General features: G+C 67.8%; 18 protein-coding genes. 12 read left to right on the top strand and 6 right to left on the bottom strand.

Annotation, left to right across the window (positions count from 1 at the left end; genetic code table 11):
• Positions 1-42: 42 nt before the first annotated feature.
• Entirely contained in the window at positions 43-1035 is a 993-nt protein-coding gene (locus ASC63_RS03945; RefSeq protein WP_055810139.1) for a DNA-3-methyladenine glycosylase family protein, read from the top strand.
• A gap of 122 nt (positions 1036-1157) precedes the next feature.
• Here ASC63_RS03945 and ASC63_RS03940 read toward each other — a convergent pair whose 3' ends face one another.
• Positions 1158-1700 carry an SRPBCC domain-containing protein gene (locus ASC63_RS03940; RefSeq protein ID WP_157487567.1) on the bottom strand — a complete coding sequence of 181 codons (543 nt, stop codon included), beginning with the start codon at positions 1698-1700 and terminating at the stop codon, positions 1158-1160.
• A 220-nt stretch (positions 1701-1920) separates the two neighbouring features.
• Between ASC63_RS03940 and ASC63_RS03935 the strand changes: the two genes are divergently transcribed.
• Positions 1921-5664 carry a proline dehydrogenase family protein gene (locus ASC63_RS03935; protein WP_055810135.1) on the top strand — a complete coding sequence of 1248 codons (3744 nt, stop codon included), beginning with the start codon at positions 1921-1923 and terminating at the stop codon, positions 5662-5664.
• Between the two features lie 17 nt (positions 5665-5681).
• Positions 5682-6512, top strand: coding sequence for an aldo/keto reductase (locus tag ASC63_RS03930; RefSeq protein WP_055810133.1), 831 nt, complete (start codon positions 5682-5684; stop codon positions 6510-6512).
• A gap of 181 nt (positions 6513-6693) precedes the next feature.
• Here the strand turns inward: ASC63_RS03930 and ASC63_RS03925 are convergent, their stop codons facing one another.
• Complete coding sequence (locus tag ASC63_RS03925) at positions 6694-7092, bottom strand: GntR family transcriptional regulator (RefSeq protein WP_235491788.1); 399 nt, start codon at positions 7090-7092, stop codon at positions 6694-6696.
• Positions 7093-7193: 101 nt separating this feature from the next.
• Here ASC63_RS03925 and ASC63_RS03920 point away from each other — a divergent pair, with 101 nt between their 5' ends.
• From ASC63_RS03920 to ASC63_RS03905, 4 genes are read left to right on the top strand one after another with little or no spacing between them, the layout of a single operon-like run.
• Positions 7194-7637, top strand: a complete 444-nt coding sequence (locus ASC63_RS03920) for an ArsR/SmtB family transcription factor (RefSeq protein WP_235491786.1) — start codon at positions 7194-7196, stop codon at positions 7635-7637.
• The gene (locus ASC63_RS03915) at positions 7630-8130 is read left to right on the top strand and encodes an SRPBCC family protein (protein WP_055810127.1); all 501 of its coding nucleotides are present in this window, start codon (positions 7630-7632) and stop codon (positions 8128-8130) included. Before ASC63_RS03920 ends, ASC63_RS03915 begins: the two co-directional genes overlap by 8 nt.
• A complete protein-coding gene (locus ASC63_RS03910) occupies positions 8127-8963 on the top strand; it encodes an alpha/beta fold hydrolase (protein ID WP_055810125.1) in 837 nt (278 codons plus the stop codon). The genes ASC63_RS03915 and ASC63_RS03910 overlap by 4 nt, the downstream gene beginning before the upstream one ends.
• Entirely contained in the window at positions 8963-9406 is a 444-nt protein-coding gene (locus tag ASC63_RS03905; RefSeq protein WP_055810123.1) for a YdeI/OmpD-associated family protein, read from the top strand. Before ASC63_RS03910 ends, ASC63_RS03905 begins: the two co-directional genes overlap by 1 nt.
• A gap of 113 nt (positions 9407-9519) precedes the next feature.
• On the opposite strand, the gene ASC63_RS03900 is transcribed toward ASC63_RS03905, so the two are convergent.
• The 4 genes from ASC63_RS03900 to ASC63_RS03885 form a co-directional block, all read right to left on the bottom strand.
• Positions 9520-10917, bottom strand: coding sequence for a sensor histidine kinase (locus ASC63_RS03900; RefSeq protein ID WP_055810121.1), 1398 nt, complete (start codon positions 10915-10917; stop codon positions 9520-9522).
• Positions 10914-11585 (bottom strand): response regulator transcription factor, encoded by a 672-nt coding sequence (locus ASC63_RS03895; RefSeq protein WP_055814815.1) that lies wholly within the window; start codon positions 11583-11585, stop codon positions 10914-10916. The genes ASC63_RS03900 and ASC63_RS03895 overlap by 4 nt, the downstream gene beginning before the upstream one ends.
• 48 nt (positions 11586-11633) lie before the next feature.
• Entirely contained in the window at positions 11634-12563 is a 930-nt protein-coding gene (locus ASC63_RS03890; protein WP_055810119.1) for an undecaprenyl-diphosphate phosphatase, read from the bottom strand.
• Between the two features lie 124 nt (positions 12564-12687).
• Entirely contained in the window at positions 12688-13125 is a 438-nt protein-coding gene (locus ASC63_RS03885) for an Lrp/AsnC family transcriptional regulator (protein WP_055810118.1), read from the bottom strand.
• Between the two features lie 103 nt (positions 13126-13228).
• Between ASC63_RS03885 and ddaH the strand changes: the two genes are divergently transcribed.
• The 5 genes from ddaH (at position 13229) to ASC63_RS03860 (ending at position 19652) form a co-directional block, all read left to right on the top strand.
• Positions 13229-14089 (top strand): dimethylargininase, encoded by an 861-nt coding sequence (gene ddaH, locus ASC63_RS03880; protein WP_055810117.1) that lies wholly within the window; start codon positions 13229-13231, stop codon positions 14087-14089.
• A complete protein-coding gene (rocD, locus tag ASC63_RS03875) occupies positions 14086-15333 on the top strand; it encodes an ornithine--oxo-acid transaminase (RefSeq protein WP_055810114.1) in 1248 nt (415 codons plus the stop codon). The genes ddaH and rocD overlap by 4 nt, the downstream gene beginning before the upstream one ends.
• 124 nt (positions 15334-15457) lie before the next feature.
• Positions 15458-17065, top strand: coding sequence for a glycosyltransferase family 39 protein (locus ASC63_RS03870; protein WP_055810112.1), 1608 nt, complete (start codon positions 15458-15460; stop codon positions 17063-17065).
• A 96-nt stretch (positions 17066-17161) separates the two neighbouring features.
• Positions 17162-18646: a peptide MFS transporter gene (locus ASC63_RS03865; protein WP_055810110.1), complete on the top strand. Its 1485-nt coding sequence runs from the start codon at positions 17162-17164 to the stop codon at positions 18644-18646.
• Between the two features lie 37 nt (positions 18647-18683).
• Positions 18684-19652, top strand: a complete 969-nt coding sequence (locus ASC63_RS03860; protein WP_055810108.1) for an acetylxylan esterase — start codon at positions 18684-18686, stop codon at positions 19650-19652.
• Positions 19653-19673 lie beyond the last annotated feature (21 nt).

Below are 19673 nucleotides of genomic sequence, written 5' to 3'. Positions count from 1 at the left end.
CGGGGGCCCTCATTGTCGGTAGCTCTGTCGTAGTCTTCCTGCATGGACGCCCGCACCGAGACCAGCGTGCGCGACGAGACGGATGCCGCGCCCGGCTCCGCGAGCGCCGCACCGCTGATCACCGTGTACCGGCCGCGGCGCCCCGTGAGCCTGCGCCACACGCTTGCGCCCCTCGGGCGAGGCCCGTACGATCCCACGACCGTGTGGGGTGACCGTGGCGTCTGGCGCACCTTTCGCACGCCGCACGGCGCGGTGACCCTGCGGCTCACCGAGCATCCGAGTGCAGCGTCGGTCGGTGAGATCGAGGCGGCGGCATGGGGGCCGGGGGCCGAATGGATGATCGCCGCCCTGCCCGCCCTGCTGGGCGATGGCGACGATTGGAGCGACCTCGATGTTGCTGGCCACCCGCTGCTGAGCGAGTCGCTGCGCCGCAACGCGGGGCTGCGCCTCATGCGCACCGGCCGCGTGCTTGAGGCCCTGATTCCGGCCATCATCGAGCAGAAGGTCACGAGCATCGAGGCGTACCGCTCCTGGGCGCGCCTGGTGCGTGCGCACGGCGAGCCGGCTCCGGGGCCGGCCCCCGAGGGCATGCGTGTCGTGCCGTCGCCGGCCGCGTGGAGGCTGGTGCCGTCGTGGCAGTGGCATGCGGCGGGGGTCGACCCGCGGCGGTCGCGCGCGGCGCTGGAAGCGTGCCACGTGGCATCCGGTTTGGAAAGAACGACGGATGCGGCGCTGAGCGGCGCCGAGATCGCCCGCCGCCTGCGCAGCGTGCCCGGCGTGGGCGTGTGGACCGCCGCCGAGACGGCGCAGCGAGCGCACGGCGACCCGGATGCCGTGAGCGTGGGCGACTATCATCTCGCGAAGCAGGTGGGCACGGCCCTCATCGGTCGCGACGTTGACGACGACGGCATGCTCGAACTGCTCGAGCCGTGGGCAGGGCAGCGGCAGCGCGTGGTGCGGCTGATACTGGCCAGCGGCGTGCGACGGGAGCGGCACGGACCGCGGGCGACGATCCAGGACCACCGCGGGCACTGAAGCCGCCGGCAGCGCCCGTGCAGACCTCCTCGGCCGATGCCCTCCTGAGACGACGAGAATCGACCCTCGTCGTGAAGGCAAGGGTCGATTCTTGTCGTCTCAGCTGGGGCCCGGGCTGGCGGCTACTCGACCAGCGCCGAGGCCGCGGGGGCGGGTGCGCGCGGGATCGGGGGCTCGCGCAGCAGCTTCTCGTAGTAGGGCAGCAGGGCGGCGGTGTACGCGTCCCATGTGGGCATCGCATGCTTGGTGCGGCCTGCCACCAGACGGTCCAGAACGTACTCGGCCAGCACGCCGACGCCTGCCTCGGTGGCCAGCGGCTTCACCCGTTCGCCGAAGGTGACCGTCGTGTACGAACTCGCGTGGCTGAGGTGAAAGTACACCCGGCGAGACGCGCCGCTCGGCCCGATCTCGCCGCGGAACCGGTGAGGCGAGTCGCATTGCAGAACCGCAACGTCATCCCACTGCGCATCCGGAATACCTGCTTTGCGGATGCGCACGGCGCCGGTTCGTGGCTCTCCCGTGCACTCTCCGAGCCAGCGGTGCAGTCGATACGGCCGCGTGAGGCTGCCCCAGACATCGTCAATCGGTGACAGGAACACCCGGTCGAGAACAATGTAAACGCCATCACTGTGCCGGACCAGCCGGCCCGTCGGTTGTGGAGTCATGATGAACCTCCCGCTCTTCTCCACCATAGCCCCGCGCATTCGGGCGGTGCCGCTCGCGAAGGTGGGAACATTGTGAGTGTCTGCTGTGAGTGATCGCAGCTCTCACCCGAATCGGTGCCGATCCGCCTCAGCAATTCCCATGCGCCACGGCCCGGTGAATCGGCGAAGTCTTGCGCGTTTGCCCGAGAATCTGCGGGGGATCTGCGCATATCCTCGAAGAATGACCCAGTTGCCCCAGGGAATCGGATCGCGTCCGGCGACGCTCTCCACAGACGCGGTCGATCTCGTTCGGGCGTGGCTCGAGCAGAGTTCCAGCGTTCCAGCGGATGCCGGTGGCAAGCCCCGCAGGCGCGACACGGCCGCCCTCTTGGCTGAGGTTCTGCGCGACAGGAACGGGCTCGACTTCACGGTCGGCTTCGTTGACGGCGTTGCCCGCCCGCAGGATCTCTTCGTGGCCGGGTACAACCTGCAGCGCATCGCCAGGCGCGTGCCGGCTTTTCTGCCCTGGTATATGAAGGCGGCGCTGCGCGTCGGCGGCGTGCTCGGGCCCGTGCTGCCGTGGGTCGTCGTGCCGATTGCGCGGCGCGTGCTGCGCGGCATGGTGGGGCACCTCATCGTGGATGCGACGCCCGAGAAACTCGGAGCGGCGCTGGAGAAGCTGCGGGCGCCAGCGCGGAGCGGGCCTACGAGCGAGGGACGAGGCGGGCCCCGCCTCAACCTCAACCTGCTGGGCGAGGCGGTACTCGGCGAGGCCGAGGCCGCTCGCCGACTCGCCGGCACGCGCGCCCTGCTCGAGCGCGATGACGTCGACTACGTCTCCATCAAGGTCTCCTCCATCGCCAGCCAGCTCTCGATGTGGTCGTTCGACGAGACCGTCGAGCGCGTGGTTGAGACGCTGACGCCGCTGTATGAGATTGCAAACCAGGCAAACAGTAGCGGCTCGTTCACCGGTGTGATCAGCGATGCGCGCCCCAAGTTCATCAACCTCGACATGGAGGAATACCGCGATCTCGACCTGACGCTCGCGGTCTTTCGCGGCATCCTGGGCAAACCGCAGTTTCAGAATCTCGAGGCCGGCATCGTTTTGCAGGCCTATCTTCCGGATGCCCTCGACGCGCTTCAGGGGCTCACCGAGTGGGCGATGGCCAGGCGCGCCGGCGGAGGCGCCGCCATCAAGGTGCGGTTGGTGAAGGGCGCGAACCTGCCACTCGAGCGCGTGGACGCAGCCATTCATGACTGGCCTCTTGCCCCATATGCCACCAAGGAACAGACCGACGCCAACTACAAGCGTGTGCTCGACTGGGCGCTGACCCCCGATCACACGCACGCCGTGAAGCTCGGCATCGCCGGGCACAACCTGTTCGACGTGGCCTGGTCGTGGCTGCTCGCTCGATCTCGTGGCGTCGAGAATCGCGTCGAATACGAGATGCTGCTGGGCATGGCCACCGCGCAGGCCGATGCCGTGAGAAAGACCGTCGGTGAGCTGCTGCTGTACACGCCGGTGGTCAACCCGGCCGAGTTCGACGTGGCCATCTCCTACCTCATCCGCCGGCTCGAGGAGAATGCGAGCCCGCAGAACTTCATGTCGAGCGTGTTCGAACTCGACTCCAACCCGGCACTGTTCGAACGCGAGAAGCAGCGTTTTCTCGCCGCCGTCGCGATTCTGGATGCCGACAACGCGCCGCGTGGGCTGGCCCCGCTGCCGCATCGCACCCAGGATCGTCAGCGCGAGTGGGATAACGCCGCCATGTTCAAGGCGCCGGCGCCCGCGATCCCGGAGCCCGTCGAGGGGCCGGAAGACCCGGGCCTCACCAACATCGTGCTCGGGCTGAGCCGGGGCAGCGGCGGGGACGGCATGTTGACTGAGGAGCCTTCGGATGCGTCCGCCACCGTCGGTGATTCCGCGGAAGAGCCGGCAGCGTTCCGCAACGCGCTCGATACCGACCCGGCGCTGCCCGCGAACCGGGCTTGGGGAAAGCACATCCTCGCTCGCGTTGCCGCATCCGAAATCGGTGTCGCCACGCTCGATGCCGCCGCCATCGACGACCAGGGTGTTCTCGGGCGGGTCATCGAAACCGTGCGTTCGCGCGGGGTTGAGTGGGGTGCCCGCAGCGGATTCGACCGTGCCACCCTTCTCGACCGCGCCGGGCTCGCGCTCGCCGCGAACCGGGACCGCCTCATCGAAGTGATGGCATCCGAGACGGGAAAGACCATCGCCGAGGCCGACCCCGAGGTGAGCGAGGCGATCGATTTTGCTTACTATTACGCGGCCCGCGCCCGCGAACTCGACACCGTGCAGGGTGCCACATTCGTGCCGGCACGACTCACCGTGGTGACGCCGCCGTGGAACTTTCCCGCGTCCATCGCGGCGGGATCCGTGCTGGGTGCGCTCGCCGCGGGCAGCGCCGTGATCATCAAGCCGGCGCACCAGGCCAGGCGCACGGCCGCCGTGGTGGTCGAGGCGCTGTGGGAGGCGGGCATTCCGCGCGAGTTGCTGGCGCTCGTGGAACTGCGCGACGAGGCATCCGGCGAGGGCAGTTTGGGGCAGGCGCTTGTCTCCGACCCGCGCGTCGACCGCGTGATTCTCACGGGTGCGTTCGAGACGGCGAAGCTGTTCCGTTCGTGGCGGCCCGAGCTGGCGCTGCAGGCGGAGACGAGCGGCAAGAACGCCATCATCGTGACGCCGAGCGCCGACTACGACCTCGCCGTGGCCGACGTGGTGCACAGCGCGTTCGGGCACGCGGGGCAGAAATGCTCGGCGGCAAGCCTGTTGATCCTGGTGGGCTCGGTGGGTAAATCCGAGCGTTTTTTGCGCCAGCTCGTGGATGCGACGACAAGCCTGCGCGTCGGCTACCCGACCGACCCCACCGCGCAGATGGGGCCGCTCATCGAGCCGCCGACCGGCAAGCTGCTGCACGCCCTCACGGTGCTCGGCGCCGAAGAGGAATGGCTCGTCGCCCCGCAGCAGCTGGATGAGAGCGGGCGGCTGTGGTCGCCCGGCATCCGCACCGGTGTCGCCCCCGGCTCGTACTTTCACCTCACCGAGTTCTTCGGGCCGGTGCTCGGCGTCATGCGCGCGCGCACGCTCGAGGAGGCGATTCGGCTGCAGAACGCCGTCGATTACGGACTCACCTCGGGGCTGCATTCGCTCGACCGCGACGAGCTGGAGCTGTGGCTGGAGACCGTTGAGGCCGGCAATCTCTACGTGAACCGTGGAATCACCGGCGCGATAGTGCAGCGCCAGCCATTCGGCGGCTGGAAGCGTTCCTCGGTCGGCACCGGATACAAAGCCGGCGGCCCCAACTATCTGCTGGGCCTGGGCGGGTGGCGCGCCGATCATGGCAAGTCGAGCACGAGCCTGCACCTGCGCGGCCTCGATGCGCGGGTGACCGAGCTCATCGAATCCGGCCAGTCGTCGATGGGCTATGAGGAGTTCGACGTGGTGCGCCGCTCGGCGCTGAGCGATGCCATCGCATACGCGAACGACTACGCGGTGGCGAAGGACACCGCCGCCGTGGGGGTCGAGCGCAACCTGTTCCGCTACCGGCCGATGCCTGTTGCCGTGCGCCTCGCCGAGTCGGGTCGGCTGCCCGAGCTGTTGCGCATTCTGGCGGCAGCCACGCTGGCCCGTTCGCGCTTCACGGTCTCAAGCTCCGTGAAGCTGCCCCGCGACATCCGCCAGGTGCTGCGAGCCCGCGATGTGACGCTGCTCGTCGAATCGGATGCCGAATGGCTGGCGCGCGCATCGACCGGTGGTCTGGGTGCGAGCCGGGTGCGCTACATCGGCGACGATGCGCTCGCTGTCACTCGGGTTCTGGGCGGCGATGCGGATGTCGCGGTGTACGCCGGCGAGGTGACGCCATCCGGTCGCATCGAGCTGCTGCCGTTCCTGCGCGAGCAGGCCGTCTCCATCACGGCGCACCGCTTCGGTACGCCGAGTGCCCTCTCCGAGGGCCTCCTCTGAGCGTTAGCCTTGAACCCATGACCGCTCCCCTCATCGAACTCAACAACGGCACCCACATTCCGCAGATCGGCCTCGGCACCTGGCCGCTGAACGACGACGAGGTCGAGCAGGCCGTCATCGCGGCGGCCGAGGCGGGCTATCGGCACGTCGACACGGCCAGAAAATACGGCAACGAGACCGGCGTGGGGCGTGGCATCCGCAACAGCGGCGTGCCGCGCGAGCAGATGTTCGTCACCACGAAGCTGGACGGTGAGCACCAGGGTTCTGACCGTGCGCTCGCCGGCCTCGACGAGTCGCTCGGGCGGCTCGGACTCGACTACGTGGACCTGCTGCTCATCCATTGGCCGCTGCCGGCTCGTGGCGAGTTCGTCTCCACCTGGCGCACCTTCGAGCGGCTGCTGGCCGAGGGCAAGACGCGCGCGATAGGCGTCTCCAACTTCAAGCCGGCCCACCTCGAGACGCTGCGCGCCGAGACGAGCATCGTGCCAGCCGTCAACCAGGTGCAGCTGAGCCCGCAGATTCCGCGGCTCGACCACCGCGATTATGACGCGGCGCACGGCATCGTCACCGAGTCGTGGAGCCCGCTCGGTGGCTCGGACGGCGGCCTGCGCTCGGTGCCCGCGCTCGCGCAGATCGGCGAGCAGTACGGCAAGACTCCCGGGCAGATCGTGCTGCGCTGGCACGTGCAGAACGGGCTCGTGGCCATTCCCAAGTCGAAGAACCCGGCGCGCATGGCCGAGAACCTCGACGTCTTCGACTTCGAGCTGTCGCCGGCCGACCTGCTCGCCATCGACCAGCTCGCCATCGGCGCTGAGCCCGGCGTCGACTCGGACTCCGTCGGCCACTGACGCGAGCCGGGGTCGTAACGGATGCTGTGCCGGGCGACCGCGCGTCGCATCCGGTCGCATCCGGTTTCAGCTGGTCGCATCCAGCCATCTCCATCGCTGAGGGGCAAGCTTTGGCCCCTCATTTCGCGAAAACAGGGGCCAAAGCTTGCCCCTCAACGAATCGAGTGTGGACTCAGGCGGTTCAGGCGCCGGATGCCGGGCTCGCCCCGAGCGCAGCCGTCACTATCGCGAGTGCCTCGGCCCGCGTCACGCCCAGCTGAGCCGTGCGCTCCGCATAGACGGTGGCGGCCAGTTGCGCCTGCCGATGCGTGGCGTCGCCCGTCGCCGCGATGAAGCTGCCGTTGCGTCCGCGCGTCTCGATGACCTCGTCGCGCTCGAGCTCGCGATACGCCCGCGCGACCGTGTTGGGTGCCAGCCCGAGGTCGTCGGCCAGCCGCCTCACGGTCGGCAGCCGCGTTCCCGGCGTGAGCTCGCCGGCGCGCACCGCCTCGATTACCTGCACCCGCAGCTGCTCGTACGGCGGCGTCGCCGACTTCGGGTCGATCACCCGCATTTGGGCACCGACACTCCGTGTGGTCATGCGAGCACTGTATCAGTACAAAATGCGGGCATTGGGCCACCCCTTGACATCCGCAGCGAGAGCACTACTCTGTAACTAATTGCTTCTAGAATGAAATGGTTATGAATGTGATGCAGTCCCAGACCACCGAGCAACTCACGAGCATCTTTGCGGCGCTCGCCGACCCGACCCGGCGCGCGATTCTGCAGCGGCTCACGAGCGGTGACGCGAACGTCGCCGAGCTTGCCGAGCCGTTCGAGATGAGCCAACCGGCCGTCTCACGGCACCTCAAGGTGCTCGAGGGTGCAGGACTCATCTCGCGCACCCGGGTTGCGACGGCTCACTTCAGCCATCTCGAGGCCGAGCCCCTGAAGGAGGCGGTCGAGTATATGGAAAAGTATCGCCGCTTCTGGAACAGCAGTTTCGACCGCCTCGATGCGGCGCTCGCCGAATATCAGGCGACTCCGGATTCCGACACCACCGGCATCCGCACCGGCGCACCGCACGCGAAACCGCATACAACGACAAGCAATACCACCACGCAGAAGGAGACGAACAATGACTGACTATGCCCTGCCGGAGGTCACCGATCGTGACGTCTACATCACCCGCAGCTTCGACGCGCCCATCGACGTGGTCTGGAAGTTCTGGACCCAGCCCGAGTACATCGCCCAATGGTTCGGCCCCGAGACGGTCTCGGCGCCGGCCGAACTGATGGATGTCGACCCCCGCGAGGGCGGCACCTGGAACCTGATCATGCGCGACGACAACGGCGACCACCCCATCACCGCCACCATCACCAGACTGGTCGAGCACGAATACCTCGAGCTGCACATGCGCTCAGACACCAGCGTGGGCTTTCTCGACAACGAGATTCTGCGCCTGCAGTTTCACGATCACGGTGAGAAGACCCGCATCACCCTGCATCAGGGCCCGTTCACGCCGCAGTTCCGCGACATGACGCGAGACGGCTGGGTCAGCTCCTTCGACAAGCTCGACACGGTGCTCGCTGGCGGCGGCGGCGCGGGAACGGCGGACGAAACGGGGGCAAGCGCATGAGCGCGGATGCCCCCACCACGCAGACCCACACCGTCACCTCCGCAGATGGCACGACCATCGCCTACGAGAAGGTCGGCACCGGACCTGCCCTCGTGCTGGTCGACGGCGCTCTCTGCTACCGCGAGTTCGGCCCGTGCCGCAGCCTCGCCACCCACCTCGCCGACCGATTCACCGTCTATTTCTACGACCGGCGCGGGCGCGGCGAAAGCGGGCCGAGCGACGGCCCCGGAGCCGCTCCGTATGCTCCCGAGCGCGAGTACGAAGACCTTGCCGCCGTGATCGACGCGACGGGAGGAGACGCATTCGTGACCGGCTTCTCGTCGGGGGCGGCGCTGGCGCTGCAGGCGGCGGCATCCGGCGTGAAGATGCGGCGGCTGGCGTCGTACGAGGCGCCGTACATCGGGCTCAAGCAGGTCAAAGGCGTCAAACCCGACTATCTGGGGCACCTCAAGGGGCTGATCGCCAAGGATGATCGCGGCGGCGCGGTCGGCTATTTCATGGTCAAGATGGTCGGCGGCCCCTTCTTTCTGCCGGTGATGATGCGCCTGTTCCCGAAGGTGTGGAAGCAGCTCAAGGGCGTCGCCCACACGCTCACCAATGACGCGACGGTCATGGGCAGCTTCGAGGTGCCGACCGCGCTGCTCGCGAGAATCACCGTGCCCACGCTGGTGATGGGCGGCAGCAAGGCCAAGCCGAACATGGTGGCGGCGGTGAACGGCGTTGCGGATGCCGTGCCCGGCTCGGTGCGCAAAACCCTTGCCGGCCAGACCCACCAGGTGAAAGACGAGGCAATTGCCCCCGAACTCATCGCGTTCTTCGGAGAGGCCAAGTGATGGTTACCTTTCGTGCACAGATTCAGCGCTCGGGCAACGCCACCGGCATCCCGGCACCGGAGGACGCGGTGTTGGGCCTGGGTGCGGGCAAGCGCGTGCCGGTCGTCGTCACGATCGGCGACTATAGCTACCGCAGCACCGTGGGCCCGTATCGCGGCCAGTACCTGATCCCACTCAGCGCCGAACGCCGGGACGAGGCCGGGTTGACCGGCGATGAAGAGGTCGAGGTCACGCTCGAACTCGACTCGGCGCCCCGTGTTGTCGAGATTCCGGCAGACCTCGCCGGTGCCCTCGAAGCGGATGCCGCGGCCAGCGCAGCCTTCGACGCTCTGTCGTACAGCGGCAAGCGGGTGCACACACTCGCGGTCGAGGGCGCCAAGACCCCAGAGACCCGCGAACGCCGCATCGCCAAGGCGATAGCGACGTTACGCGGTGACGCCTAGCGGCAGCGATTACCCCGTGAGGTGACGAGAATCGACCTTCCCCAGCATGGGGAAGGCCGATTCACGTCGTCTCAGTACCTCGGGGCCGAGCGGTTACGGCGAGGGCGAGGGGGTCAGCTCAGGGGCAGGGAGACCTCGACGCACAGGCCGGATGGCGTCTCGTTCGCCAGCGTGATGGTGCCGCCCGCGGCCGCGACAAGCGCTGCAACGATGGCGAGGCCGAGGCCGCCGCCCGAGTAGGAGCTGCGCGCGGCATCCGCCCGAGTGAAGCGGTCGAAGGCCACGGGGATGAAGGCCGCGGGCATACCGGGCCCGCTGTCGACGATCGTCAGGACCGCGAGGCCGTTGCGGCGCCCGAGGTGGGCTGAGATGGTGCCTTCGTCACCTGTGCCGCGCACGGCGGCCACCGCGTTGCCGAGCAGGTTGTCGAGCACGCGCCCGAAGTCGCGGGCCGACAGTGCTGCAGTGCCGAAAGCCTCCGGTGCGTAGTCGAAGTCGATAGCCAGCGGCTCGCCCTCGGCAAGCGTGCGGGCACGGTCTATCGCGTCGGCGAGTTCGGTGGTGAGTTCGCGCCAGCTCGCCTGCCCGGCCTGCGCGGTGCCCTCGCCAGCCACCGCGTCGATGCGCGAGAGCTCCAGCAGGTTCGTGGCGAGCTGCGAGAGCCGCAGCACGGTGGCGCGCGAGGAGCGCAGATCGGTGAGCAGGGCATCCGCATTGCCGGCGTCGAGCTCGGCCAGCTCGAGCTGGCCCTGCAGTACGGCCAGCGGTGTGCGCAACTCGTGGCTGGCATCGGACACCATCTGTCGTTCGCGCTCGGCGGATGCCCGCAACCGCCCGATCAGGGAGTTGAGCGTCGTCGCCAGCTCGGCCAGCTCATCGTGCGCCGGCCCTGCGGCGAGCGGGGCCGCAGAGGTCTCCTCGGCAAGGGCCTCGGCCTGCCGTCGCATGCGTGTCACCGGACGAAGCGCGGTGCGCGCGAGCAGCCACGACGCCGCGCCGAAACCGAGCACCAGAACGGCTGCGCCGATGAGAATCGCCACGGTCAGCCGGTTGAGAATGGCTTCGCTGGTCTCGTCGTTGCGCGCCGCGACCACGGTGAATGAGCCCGAGGGGGTGTCGACTTGCTGCGAGAGCACGAGATATTCGGCGGTGCCGGTACGTACGTGCCGCGGTGAGTCGTCGTCAAGTGTCGTGAACCAGTGCAGCTTGGGCCGCAGGCCCTTGGTGAGGGTGGAGGCGAGCACGGTGCCACCGGGGTCGACGACCGCGACGATCTGGCCTTCGACCGGTGTGTCGACGGGCTGCCGCGGGTTCTGCTTCAGCGCCTCGATGTAGGGAAGCGCATCGGCGCGCAGCAGCGTCGTGCTCGTGCTGTTCAGAATGGCCGCGACGCCGAGCCGCAGGCCCACGAGGGCGACCGCGCCGAAGAGTACCGCCACGATGAGACTGCCGATGGCGATCCTCGCCGTGATCGACAGGCGGCGCAGCCAACCCAACCCCGTTCGGCTCATGGGGCGTCGATGCGATAGCCGCGCCCGCGCTCGGTGACGATCTGCAGCCCGGAACCGGAGGCATCCAGCTTCTTGCGCAGGTAGGAGATGTACTGGTCGATCACGTTGTGGCCGATGTGCTCGGTCGTGCCCCACACCTCCTCGAGAATGACGGTGCGCGACAGCGTCTCGCCCTCGTGCGTGGCGAGCAGGCGCAGCAGCGTGAACTCCCGTGGGCTCAGCGGCAGCTCGTGCCCGCCGACGCTCGCCCGATGATCGTGCGAGTCGATCGTCAGCTCCCCCACCGTGACGTGCGGACGGCTGCCTGGTGGTTCCCGCCGCAGCAGTGCCCGGATGCGTGCGGTCAGTTCCGCGAACGCGAACGGCTTGGTCAGGTAGTCGTCTGCGCCCGAGTCGAGCCCGAACACACGATCCTGTACGGCGTCACGAGCGGTCAGCAGCAGGATCGGCAGGCTGTGCCCGCCCTCGCGCAGGTGTCTGCAGAGCTCGAAGCCGCTCATGCCGGGCAGCATCACGTCGATGGCCGCGGCCTGGAAGTCGCCGTCGCGCACCGCGATCAGCGCATCCATGCCGTTGTCGACCACGGTGACTTCGTAGCCCTCGGCGGTGAGCCCGCGCTTCAGCACGCGGCCCATCTCGTCGTCGTCTTCCACAACCAGAAGCGTCATGGCTTCATCGTGCCACGCCTTGCTGTTCATGGTGCGTACGCATGCCGCTCAGCGCAGGGCGAGGATCGCGAACGCGGCGATCCCACCGAGCAAACAGTAGATCGCGAATGGTGTGAGCGTGCGTGTGCGAAAGTAGCGGTCGAGAAATCCGACCGACACGAGCGCGGCCACGAACGCAGCGGCGCTGCCTGCCCACACCTGCCCCTGAATGCCCGCCCCGAGCGGCCCGAACAGGTCGGGCAGCTTGAGCACGCCCGCCGCGAGAATCACCGGGGTGGCGAGCAGGAACGAGAACCGCGCCGCCTCGCGGTGGCTGAGCCCCGCGGCCATGCCGCTCACCATGGTGACGCCGGAACGGCTGATGCCGGCGGCGAGGGCAAGAATCTGCGATGAGCCGATCAGTACGCCCCGACGAAGCGGCATGCGCGAGAGGCGCTCGTCGGCCGTCGTGTCATCCGCATCGAATTCGACGTCGGCACGATGCGCCGCCGCAAGCGCTCGCTCACCCTCGGCGTGCACCGCCCGCCGCCGCAGCCATTCTCCGAAGAACAGCACGAGACCGTTGACGGCGAGGAATGCGGCGGCCGGCAGGGGCTGCCCGAGCAGCGTGCGAAAGAGGTGTTCGAGCAGCAGGCCGGCAATGCCCACAGGGATGGTCGCCAGAATGATGAGCCACGCCATGCGTTCGGGACCGGTCTGCAGGCGCCGGTAGCGAATCGACGTGAAGAAGCCGCCGATGATGCGCACCCAGTCCCGCCAGAAGAAGGCGAGCAACGCGAACGCGGTGGCGACGTGCAGGCCCACGATGAACGCCAGATAGGGGGATTCCGGCGTGGAGACGTTGAGATCCTTCGCCCACTGCCCGCCGATCAGTGCGGGAATGATCACGGAGTGTCCGAGGCTCGAGATGGGGAACAGCTCGGTGATGCCCTGAATCGCCCCCATCACTATCGCCTCGAGGTAGCTCAGCTGGCTCATGCGGTATGCCTTTCCCCTGTGTCAGGAGTGAAGCTACCGAACGGATGCTGCGCGAAAGCCGAAAAATCCCCGTGCGTGAGAGGACTCTCAGACGCGCTACCCGACCACCGGCGGGCCGGGTGCGTCAGTCGAGGGTGCGCTGGATGAGGCGGGAGAGCACTATCGCGCTGCGGGTGTGGTCCACGTTCGGTGCGAGCCGCACCTTCTCGAGGGCGGCCTCGAGCCCCGGAATACTGCGCGCCCGAATGTGCACTATCGCGTCGGCGCTGCCGCTCACGGTGCCGGCATCCACCACTTCGGGCACGGCCGAGAGAATGCGGAACAGTTCCTCGGGAGCCACCGTGCCACGGCAGAACAGCTCAACGTAGGCCTCGGTGCTCATGCCGTCCACGGTCGGATCCACCTGAATGGTGAACGAGCGGATGACGCCGTCGCTGACGAGCCGGTCGACCCGGCGCTTCACGGCCGAGGCCGAAAGCCCCACCACGGCGCCGATGTCTCCGTAGCCGGCGCGGGCATTCTTGCGGAGCAGGTCGAGAATGCTGCGATCGAGGTTGTCCATCCGCTCATCTTATGGGGAATCATTGCGTCAACGCGCCTATATGCGCCAAAATATCGCGCATGTAGGCGAGAAACACCGGATATCAGCGTGTGACACTGGAAGCATGTCCGAAACTTTGGCGGCGACCACCGCACCGACCACCGCGCGCAGGGCGACCCCCCGCAGCTACCTCATGTGCCGACCCGACTTCTTCACGGTGAGCTACCGCATCAACCCGTGGATGCATCCGCAACAGCCCACCGACACCGCGCTCGCCGTGCGCCAGTGGCAGAGCCTGTACGACACATTCATCGGTCTTGGACACGATGTGCAGTTGATCGACCCCATCGACGGCCTGCCCGACATGGTGTTCGCGGCCAACGGCGGCTTCGTGATAGACAACGTTGCCTACGGTGCGAACTTCACCTACGCCGAGCGTCAGCCCGAGGGCCCCGCGTACATGCAGTGGTTTGGTGAGCACGGTTTTCGCGTGGCCGAGCCGAAGAACATCAACGAGGGCGAGGGCGACCTCATGCTCGTCGGCGACACAATTCTCGCCGGAACCGGCTTTCGCACCGCCACCGAAAGCCACCGCGAGGTCGCCGATCTCTACAGTCGTGAGGTCGTGAGCCTCACCCTCGTCGACCCGAACTTCTACCACCTCGACACGGCCATTGCCGTGCTCGACCCGCTCACCGGCGACCACGATGCCAACATCGCGTACCTGCCGAGTGCCTTCGACGAGGCCAGTCGCGGCATCCTCGCCGAGCGTTACCCGAACGCCATCCATGTGAGCCCAGAGGATGCCGCGGTGCTCGGCCTCAATTCCATCAGCGATGGCCTCAACGTGGTGATAGCCAAGCGGGCCACGGGCTTCGAGGCCTCGCTGCGCGAACGCGGCTACAACCCCATCGGCGTCGACCTCTCCGAGCTGTTGCTCGGCGGCGGCGGCGTCAAGTGCTGCACCCTGGAGCTACGCAAATGACTTCCGCATCGAGTTCGACGACGACGACACAGCAGCACGCCATAGACGTAGAGAACGAGCACGCGGCGCACAATTACAGCCCGCTGCCGGTTGTCGTGGCATCCGGTGACGGCGCGTGGGTGACGGATGTCGACGGTCGCCGCTATCTGGACTGTCTCGCCGCGTATTCGGCGGTGAACTTCGGTCACTCCAACCCGGTGCTGCTGGATGCCGCGCGCGAGCAGCTCGACCGCATCACCCTCACGAGTCGGGCATTTCACAACGACAAGCTCGGCCCCTTCGTCGAGCGCCTCGGCGCGCTCGCCGGCAAAGACATGGTGCTGCCCATGAACACGGGCGCCGAGGCGGTGGAGAGCGGCATCAAGGTAGCCAGGGCTTGGGGGTACCGGGTGAAAGGCGTCGCAGCCGACCAGGCCAACATCATCGTGGCCGCTGGCAACTTTCACGGGCGCACCACCACCATCGTCAGTTTTTCCGACGACCCGGTGGCTCGCAACGACTTCGGGCCGTTCACTCCCGGTTTTCGCAGCGTGCCGTACGGGGATGCCGAGGCACTCGCATCCGCCATCGACGAGAACACGGTGGCCGTGCTCATCGAGCCGATCCAGGGCGAGGCGGGCATCATCGTGCCGCCCGCCGACTACCTGCCCGCCGTGCGCGAACTGTGCACGGTGAACAACGTGCTGCTCATCGCCGACGAGATTCAGTCGGGGCTCGGGCGCACCGGGGCGACCTTCGCCTGCGACCTCGTGGGTGTCGTGCCCGACCTCTATCTGCTCGGCAAGGCCCTGGGCGGCGGCATCATTCCCGTGTCGGCGGTCGTCGGCGACAGTGACGTGCTGGGCGTGCTGCGGCCGGGCGAGCACGGCTCGACCTTTGGCGGCAACCCGCTGGCGGCGGCCGTTGGCCTCGCCGTGGTCGAACTGCTCGAGACCGGTGAAATGCAAGAGAGGGCCCGGATGCTCGGTGCCCGGCTGCACGAGGAGCTCTCCCGGCTGGTCGGGCACGGCATCGTGGCCGTGCGCGGTGCGGGGCTCTGGGCGGGCATCGACGTGGACCCGGGGCTCGCGACGGGGCGCGAGGTGTGCGAGCGGCTCATGGAACGCGGCCTGCTGGCCAAGGACACGCACGGCTCGACGATTCGCCTGGCGCCCCCGCTGGTGATAGACCCGGCCGACGTGGACTGGGCGGTCGCCCAGCTCGAGGCAGTGCTGCAGGAGCTACGCGCGGGCTCGCCCAGCTAACGCTGTGAGAACGTTCAGTTAACGAGGGCGCCCGTCCCGGCTTTCGTTACGTTTCGCGACCTCTAATGGAATCGGGGCACCGCACTGGTGCGCCACTTTCGTTGATCGTCGTGGGGGCGCACTCGTGCTCGATAACCTGGTTCACTCGCCGCGGGCGAGCGCGCCCGGGTCGGGGTCTGCGGCGCCCGCGGGGCTGCAGCGTCGCATCCGCCCCACCGCTCTCGTCGTGGGCGTGCTGGGGTTCATCCTGTCGATTGCGGGCTCATGGATTCCGTCGTTCTGGGGCGACGAAGCGGCGAGCGTCATGTCGGCCGAGCGCCCGCTGCCGAGCCTGTTCACCATGCTCGGCAATGTGGACGCGGTGCACGGCAGCTATTACCTGATGATGCACTTCTGGGTACAGGCATTCGGCGCCTCCCCACTCTCGATGCGGCTGCCGAGCGCCGTGGCCATCGGCTTTGCCGCTGCGGGCACGGTGGTCCTGGCCCATCGACTGGTCGGATACCGCGCCGCCGTGTTCGCCGCGGTGGTCGTGCTGCTGCTTCCGCGGCTGACGTATGTGGGCGAGGAGGCGCGCTCGTACGCCTTCACGGCGATGTTCGCCGTGTGGCTCACGTTGCTCCTCGTCGTTCTGCTTGAGCGGGGAGCGCGGGCTGACACGATCTCGGGCACGAACGCGGGCGTGAGCCGGCAGCGCGCGGGCTGGGTGCTGTACGCGGTGCTGGCCGCGGCATCCGCCTATATGTTCTTGTTTTCGCTGCTCATCGTGGTGGCGCATGGCGTCATAGTGCTCGCCTCGCGCCCCCATCGGCGCATGCTGCGCTCCTGGCTCATCGCGAGCGGTGCGGCGGTTCTGCTGGCAGGCCCCGTCATCGTGTGGGGCTTCATTGAGCGGCACCAGATCTCGTATCTGTCGAACCGCGACGCGGCGGCCTTCGGCGTGTGGACGGTTGAGCAATGGTTCGGCAATCCCGTCTACGCCGCGCTCGCGTGGGGCGTGTTGCTCACCTCAGTCGTGGTCGGCGTGAGGGGCTGGCGCTCGCGCCACCCGAACAGCGTCGCCGAGCAGTCGGGTCTGCTCGCGCGCCTCACGCCGACCACGCCGCGCACCGCCCTGGTGGCCGGCAGCGTGGCGTTCGTTCCCATGGCGATTCTGCTCGCCGTGAACGTGTTCTACCCGGTGTACACCGACCGCTACCTCGCGATGAACGCGCCCGTCGTGGCCCTGCTGATCGGCTGGTCGCTCTCGCTCGTGTCGGCGCGGCGGCTGGGGGTCGGGCTGCTCATGGTGCTCACTCTGGCGGCGATTCCCACCTACGTGAGCCAACGCACGCCGTTCGCCAAGAACGAGAGCGACTGGGCACAGATCGCCGACACGGTGCAGGATCACGCCACGGTCGGCGACGCGGTGGTTTTCGACGAGGCGGTGCAGCCCTCGCGCCGGCCGCGCTTGGCCATGCACACCTACCCGGAGGCGTTCGAGGGCCTGCGGGACCTCACCCTGAAGGTGCCGTTCACGAACAACACGTGGTGGTGGGATCGCGCATACAAGGTGGGCACGGTCGCGGGCCGGTTCACCGGCGTGCAACGCGTGTGGCTCATCGAGTACCACCTGCCCGGCCAGGCTGCAGATGCCTACGGCATGGCTTCGCTGCGTTCCCTCGGCTACCGCGTGCAGCAGTCGTGGGCCGGCCATCGTTCGGTGGTCTACGAACTGAGCCGCGGCGCGTAACAGGGGAGCGTAACCGACGCGCGGTGTCGAGCTGTCGCATCCGAAGTCTCGAGCGTGGGTGTCGCGTGCGAGGGCGCGAGCGTAACTTGTACGGGTATGGGGAGAGAAGCCGACACGACACCGCACTCGACGCCTGAGGCAGCCGAGCACAAGCGCACCTTCTTCGAGCAGCCCTGGGCACTCGTGCATCTCTTCGGGGTGGAGATGTGGGAGCGCTTCTCCTTCTACGGCATGCAGGGTATCCTGCTGCTCTACCTGTACTTCTCCGTCGCAGACGGCGGGCTGGGCGTGCCCAAGGCCACCGCGGCGGGAATCGTCGGCGCGTACGGCGGCGCGGTCTACCTCTCCACCATCGTTGGCGCGTGGGTGGCCGACCGGCTGCTCGGCTCCGAGCGCACGCTGTTCTACAGCGCGATAGTGATCATGCTCGGCCATCTCTCGCTGGCGCTGCTTCCCGGGTTCACGGGGGTGGGCGTCGGCCTGATTCTCGTGGCGTTCGGCAGCGGCGGGCTGAAGGCCAACGCCACCAGCGTGGTGGGCACGCTCTACGCGCCGGATGACACGCGCCGCGACGCGGGCTTCTCACTGTTCTATCTCGGCATCAACCTCGGTGGACTTATCGGCCCGTTGCTGACGGGGCTGCTGCAGTCCACCATCGGCTTCCACTACGGGTTCGCGCTCGCCGCGGTGGGAATGGCCGCGGGGCTCGTGCAGTACTCCTTCGGGCGCCGCGCGCTTCCCGAGGCCGCTCGCGCCGTGCCCAACCCGCTGCCTCGCGCCCGTCGCCCGCTGTGGATCGGCATAGCGCTCGTCGCCGTCGTGATCATCGTGGTGCTCGTACTGCTCGGTGTGATCACGGCCGATACTCTGGCGCTGGATGTCATCGTGCTCACCATCGCGGCGACCATCGCCTACTTTGTGGTGATGCTCTCGAGCCGGCGCATCCAGTCGGATGAGCGCAAGCGCGTGTACGCGTTCATTCCGCTCTTCATCGCCAGCACCGCGTTCTGGTCGCTGTACCAGCAGCAGTTCACCGTGGTGACGATCTATTCAGACGAGCGGCTGGATCGGAACCTCTTCGGCTGGGAGATGCCGATTCCCTGGGTGCAGTCGATCAACCCGATCTTCATCATCATTCTCTCGGGGGTCTTCGCCGCCATCTGGACGAAGCTGGGCCGACGCCAGCCGTCGACGCCCATCAAGTTCGCGCTGGGCACGGCCATCATGGGTGTCGCGTTCCTGCTGTTTCTGCCGTTCGTGGGCGGGGGAGCGAACAGCACTCCGCTGCTGGCGATGGTGGGCATCCTCTTCGTTTTCACCGTCGCGGAACTGTTCCTGTCTCCGGTGGGGCTGTCGGTGTCGACCAAGCTGGCGCCCGCCGCGTTCCGCACCCAGATGGTGGCGCTGTTCTTTCTCTCGGTGGCGCTGGGCACGGCCATCTCGGGTCAGCTCGCGGCGCTCTACGACCCGAAGACCGAAGGCGCATACTTCGGCCTGCTCGGCGGCATCGCCATAGCATTCGGCGTGGTGCTGGCCGTGATCAGCCCGTGGGTGCTGCGGCTCATGCGCGGCGTGCGCTGAGTGCGGCGGGCCTGGCGAGGCGCCCTAGGCTTGGCTCATGTTCACCGATCTTTCCGAGGGTGAGCTGCGTGAATATCGCAGCGCCCAGACCGATCCGCATGACTTCGACGCCTTCTGGGCAGACACCCTTGCCGAGAGCCGCGCGTTCGATTCGCCGGTCACCCTCAGCCGTGTCGAGACGGGGCTGCGCACCATCGACACCTTCGATGTGACGTTCCCCGGGTTTCGCGGGCAGCCGATCCGCGCCTGGCTGCGTGTTCCCGCCGGCGCGCAGGGGCCGCTGCCGACGGTCGTGCAGTACGTGGGGTACGGCGGCGGGCGCGGTCACGCCCTCGAGAACCTGCTGTGGGCATCCGCCGGTTTCGCGCATCTGCACATGGACACGCGAGGCCAGGGGTCCGTGTGGGGTGGAGGCGGAGTCACGGCCGACCCCGAGGGCACGGGGCCGCAGACGCCCGGCTTCATGACCCGGGGCATCGACAGTCGCGAGACGTACTACTATCGGCGCCTGTTCACGGATGCCGTGCGTGCGGTCGATGCCGCCCGCACGCTTACGCAGGTGGATGCCTCCCGCATCGCCGTTCTGGGCGGCAGCCAGGGTGGCGGCACGGCGCTCGCGGTGGCGGGCCTCGTGCCCGACCTCGCGGCGGCCATCGCGTATGTACCGTTTCTGTGCGACTACCGCCGGGCCACCGTGATTACGGACGGGTTTCCATACAAGGAGATCGGCATGTACCTCTCCACGCACCGGGATGCCGTGGAGCGCGTGCATGACACCCTCGCGTATTTCGACGGGGTCAACTTTGCCAAGCGCGCGAGTGCGCCGGCGTGGTTCACCAGCGCGCTCATGGATGCCACCTGCCCGCCGTCGACCGTGTTCGGTGCGTACAACAACTATGCGGGCCCGAAGCAGATGCGGGTGTGGCCGTACAACGGCCACGAGAGCGGCGAGGTCTTCGACGACGAAGCGTCGCTCGCCGTGCTGCGCGAGGTCTTCGGCGCCTGACGCCCGGCGGGGCACTTGCGC

It is taken from the genome of Leifsonia sp. Root112D2 (genome assembly GCF_001424905.1).
Classification (GTDB): domain Bacteria; phylum Actinomycetota; class Actinomycetes; order Actinomycetales; family Microbacteriaceae; genus Root112D2.
The sequence above is the reverse complement of the archived record's forward strand: the minus strand, read 5'-3'. Positions and strand labels throughout refer to the sequence as shown.

Coding starts and splice junctions, on each gene's coding strand:
- rocD (WP_055810114.1), top strand. CDS start 14,086: ATGACTTCCGCATCGAGTTCGACGACGACGACACAGCAGCACGCCATA.
- ASC63_RS03935 (WP_055810135.1), top strand. CDS start 1,921: ATGACCCAGTTGCCCCAGGGAATCGGATCGCGTCCGGCGACGCTCTCC.
- ASC63_RS03940 (WP_157487567.1), bottom strand. CDS start 1,700: ATGACTCCACAACCGACGGGCCGGCTGGTCCGGCACAGTGATGGCGTT.
- ASC63_RS03925 (WP_235491788.1), bottom strand. CDS start 7,092: ATGACCACACGGAGTGTCGGTGCCCAAATGCGGGTGATCGACCCGAAG.
- ASC63_RS03920 (WP_235491786.1), top strand. CDS start 7,194: ATGAATGTGATGCAGTCCCAGACCACCGAGCAACTCACGAGCATCTTT.
- ddaH (WP_055810117.1), top strand. CDS start 13,229: ATGTCCGAAACTTTGGCGGCGACCACCGCACCGACCACCGCGCGCAGG.
- ASC63_RS03930 (WP_055810133.1), top strand. CDS start 5,682: ATGACCGCTCCCCTCATCGAACTCAACAACGGCACCCACATTCCGCAG.
- ASC63_RS03885 (WP_055810118.1), bottom strand. CDS start 13,125: ATGGACAACCTCGATCGCAGCATTCTCGACCTGCTCCGCAAGAATGCC.
- ASC63_RS03890 (WP_055810119.1), bottom strand. CDS start 12,563: ATGAGCCAGCTGAGCTACCTCGAGGCGATAGTGATGGGGGCGATTCAG.
- ASC63_RS03895 (WP_055814815.1), bottom strand. CDS start 11,585: ATGACGCTTCTGGTTGTGGAAGACGACGACGAGATGGGCCGCGTGCTG.
- ASC63_RS03900 (WP_055810121.1), bottom strand. CDS start 10,917: ATGAGCCGAACGGGGTTGGGTTGGCTGCGCCGCCTGTCGATCACGGCG.
- ASC63_RS03905 (WP_055810123.1), top strand. CDS start 8,963: ATGGTTACCTTTCGTGCACAGATTCAGCGCTCGGGCAACGCCACCGGC.
- ASC63_RS03865 (WP_055810110.1), top strand. CDS start 17,162: ATGGGGAGAGAAGCCGACACGACACCGCACTCGACGCCTGAGGCAGCC.
- ASC63_RS03915 (WP_055810127.1), top strand. CDS start 7,630: ATGACTGACTATGCCCTGCCGGAGGTCACCGATCGTGACGTCTACATC.
- ASC63_RS03945 (WP_055810139.1), top strand. CDS start 43: ATGGACGCCCGCACCGAGACCAGCGTGCGCGACGAGACGGATGCCGCG.
- ASC63_RS03910 (WP_055810125.1), top strand. CDS start 8,127: ATGAGCGCGGATGCCCCCACCACGCAGACCCACACCGTCACCTCCGCA.
- ASC63_RS03860 (WP_055810108.1), top strand. CDS start 18,684: ATGTTCACCGATCTTTCCGAGGGTGAGCTGCGTGAATATCGCAGCGCC.